The sequence below is a fragment of the Halomonas sp. CSM-2 genome (genome assembly GCF_002119345.1).
Taxonomy (GTDB): Bacteria; Pseudomonadota; Gammaproteobacteria; order Pseudomonadales; family Halomonadaceae; genus Vreelandella; species Vreelandella janggokensis.
Genome location: NZ_NBYR01000048.1, coordinates 1 through 3,438, shown reverse-complemented (window position 1 = coordinate 3,438; position 3,438 = coordinate 1). Strand labels below are relative to the sequence as shown.

General features: G+C 55.8%; 3 protein-coding genes. All 3 read right to left on the bottom strand.

What is annotated here, in order from left to right:
* Positions 1–90: 90 nt before the first annotated feature.
* Entirely contained in the window at positions 91–843 is a 753-nt protein-coding gene (locus B7L15_RS19225; protein ID WP_085920493.1) for a reverse transcriptase domain-containing protein, read from the bottom strand.
* A 610-nt stretch (positions 844–1,453) separates the two neighbouring features.
* Entirely contained in the window at positions 1,454–2,767 is a 1,314-nt protein-coding gene (locus B7L15_RS19220; RefSeq protein ID WP_085920492.1) for an IS256 family transposase, read from the bottom strand.
* A 456-nt stretch (positions 2,768–3,223) separates the two neighbouring features.
* Positions 3,224–3,438: hypothetical protein (locus B7L15_RS19715; RefSeq protein WP_217808087.1), on the bottom strand; the 215-nt coding region annotated here is incomplete at its 5' end.

Here is a 3,438-nt window from a genome sequence, read left to right as displayed (position 1 = left end):
TTACTGGGGATCGTCACCAAGATCAACCGCAAGAGCGTGATCGTGTTAGCCGAGGACGGCACCAAACAATACAAGGTCTCGCCGGAGTTGTTAAGGCCTCTCCGCAACGTGAAGTAAGTCAACTACGTCCTGGAATGAACGCTTACGGTAAACATTCGCTAACAACGGGGAAATGACACCCCCTTGTGGGCTGCCTACCTCGCCTTTTTGCCATTGCCCCGCTTCCATGACACCGGCGTTGAGCCACTTGCCGATCAAGCGGAGAATCACACCGTCCTTCACTCGTTGTTGCAGAAATTCACGCAGGTGTTGATGGTCGATCGTGTCGAAGAAGGCCTGGATGTCCAGGTCAATGACCCAGCCACCGCCCATCGACGACAAACCCTCCCATACCGACTTGATCGCCTGATGCGGTGAGCGTCCCGGTCGGAAACCGAACGAACACGGTAGAAAATCATGTTCGTAAAGTGGCTCCAACAGTGACACCACCGCACGCTGCAGAACCTTGTCTTCGAAGGTAGGGATGCCGATCGGCCGCGTGGTGCGCTCACCTCCTTTGGGAATATGGACGCGCCGTACCGGCGGTGCTCGATAGTGACCGCTCTTGGCCTCTTCCAGCAAACGCTGGATATTGGCTTCGAAGTCACTGGCGAAGTCATCCGCTGTTTGGCCGTCAATCCCGACGGCGCCATCGCGGCGCGTCATCAGGTAGGCCGACATCAACCACTGGGCATCCATGTGATGCGCCAATGAGGTAAACGCACGCTGCGGGAAGCGTTCTGCTAACGCCGCTATCCGCCATTGTTTCGTGTACATGGGAACAGATTCCTGTGCATCTGCCATGTGTCCCTCCGGCGATTCTAATGATTGGCCGCCCCTTCCCTCCCACGGGTCCCGTCGAGTCGGTTCCCCGCTTTCATCGGTACTATGAGCGACTCCGACTCCCGCCTTTCCATCCGGCTGGCTCATTATGGTCGCCTGGCCGTACCCCCTGAGTGCCTGAGATTCGCTTCCAGCACCGTCAGGCACGACAGCACCGAACCGGGCGCTTTCTCGGCAGGCAGCACCATGCCTGTAAACTTATTGTTCGGAGGAGAAAGACGGGCCTCCCAGGTTCCTGGGAAACCCTTGTGTGAACATGCCCTGCTCTTCGACCCCGGCAGCCCTTGCCTGCCAAGCCATCCGACAGGTTTGTGTAGCCTTCCAGCACTTGAAGACTGTCGGCGACTGCTACTATCACCATTTCGGGGCTCAATCACACGGCCTGCCCACTCGCTGTGTACGCTTCGCAGTGGCGGTTACCCGACACCACGCAACACTCGCTTCCGGCTGGTGGCTAGCCTTGGCCGGGTGGGACTTTCACCCACTGGATTTCACTTCATCCTTTCCACCTCAGGGCGGTTTCCCGGATGACCAGACTTCGCCTGGCGCACTCAAGTCTGGTGTACAGCGGTCAAGCGGCGTTGCTGTCTGATTGATCGGTTAAAGGCTCACCATCCTGGAACTTCACGTTATTCACGACGAGCTCCAGTTTGTTGAACCCTGCTATCCGCTTCCAGCGCTTCTGGGCGCTCTGAAGCAGCTTAAATACCATCGCCAAGGTTGTTACTCGAGAACCGCAGTTCCGGCTGCGTGTTAGGCGACAATTAGGATGACCGGTCGGACAAGGATAGTTGACGCCGAACAGGCTGCGTTTGCTCCGCAGGCGAACCGTAGCGAAGGTCGATTCGATCGGGTTGGTCGTGCGAATATGCAACCAGTGCTCTGCCGGATAGTCATAGAACGCCAGCAGTGCATCCCGATCCTTCACCAAGCACGCCATGGCGTTGGGGTACTTGGCGTCGAAGCGTTTCACGGTGCGATCAAACGCCTTGTGTGCATCAAAGCGTGTCTCGGCCATCCATATCTCGTGCAGGTCAGCCTTGACCTTACGCTGCACGAATTTCGGCAGCTTGTTCAGTACGTTAGCTGTCTTATGCACCCAGCAACGCTGGTGATCCGTTTCCGGATAGATCTTGCTCAATGCCGCCCAGAACCCCATGGCACCGTCGCCGATCGCAAGCTTGGGGGCATGAGTTAGACCGCGCTCCCGTAGCCCTGTGAGCTGCTCTACCCAGCTGGCCTCCGATTCACGTCGTCCATCCTCAACGGCCACCAGCTCTTTACGGCCATGCTTGGTCACACCGATGATCACCAGCAGGCATAAGCTGTCATCCATGCGCACCTTGCTGTAGATACCGTCGACCCACCAGTAGACATAGCGCTGCTCTGATAGGTCGCGTTTCTGCCAGTCAGCATGCTCATCCTCCCACTGTTTCTTGAGCCGAGACACAGTGTTCGCCGAGAGCCCTTTGGCCTGATCACCCAGCAGCGCAGCCAGCGCCTCTTGGTAGTCGCCGGTGGAGATCCCCTTTAGATAGAGCCAGGGGATCAACTCCTCGATCCTGCGGGTCCGCTTCAAATAGGGCGGTAGCAGGTTGCTATTAAAGCAAGCGCCATGGCCGCTGCGGTCCCGCACCTTGGGTACTTGCACGCTAACATCACCGATGCCTGTCTGGATCGTGCGCTCGGGTAAGTGGCCGTTGCGGACCACGGCACGACGCCCATCCTCCAGCGTCTTATCGGCGTATTGCTCCAGAAACGTCGTTAACTCCGCCTCCACGGCCTTGGTGATTAAGTCTCGGGCTCCCTGGCGTAGCAGTTCATGCAGCGGGTCAGTGATGTCGTTTTCTGGCTGCGTCACGGCTTGGAGGGTAGAATCCGTCATGGCGTATCCACTTGTGTTGGTTGAGATCTTGGTCGTGATCAATCAACAGGATACGCCACCCTTCCTACTTCCTCCCATACACCAGAATCGAGCTTAACTCGCCTTTAGCCGATGATACCCCTTACGCCATTGAACCTACTCATGTAATGTCAGTCGGAAGTGACTGCAGTCAGAAGATGCTGGGAAGTCAGCGAGGCCACCAATTATTAGCGGTTATGCAAGCCGCACACAGGCGGATTTGGCGGGTTTTTAATAGAAAATCACCGTGACTTTCAACATTTCTTCACGCAGTTTAAGTAAGCACTCCACCATGTCCGACACGCCACTTCATAACGCAGATCAAATCTTTAAAAAGGTGGAGAATGCCACTTGGTCGACGAGACGAAAGAATATGAATTATGTCATTATAGCTTGACCGATCAATATACCCATACTGCGTCGTTATGGCATCAATGACTATTCACAGCAAGCCGTGCGAAGTATCCACCTCGCGGAGCTCAAAGACACTTGGTAATCTATCTGATCAAGCCCGCTAAATTTTAATCCTGAATCCGTGAAGCCGGCGCCGACACTTTCCCTATCACCGCCAGCGAGCACTTTTTGATCATTCGCCCCGTGCAAGTTGGCTTTCGCAAGCCCGTTATTGCCAAAACCCACCGTGCTGATCGGTR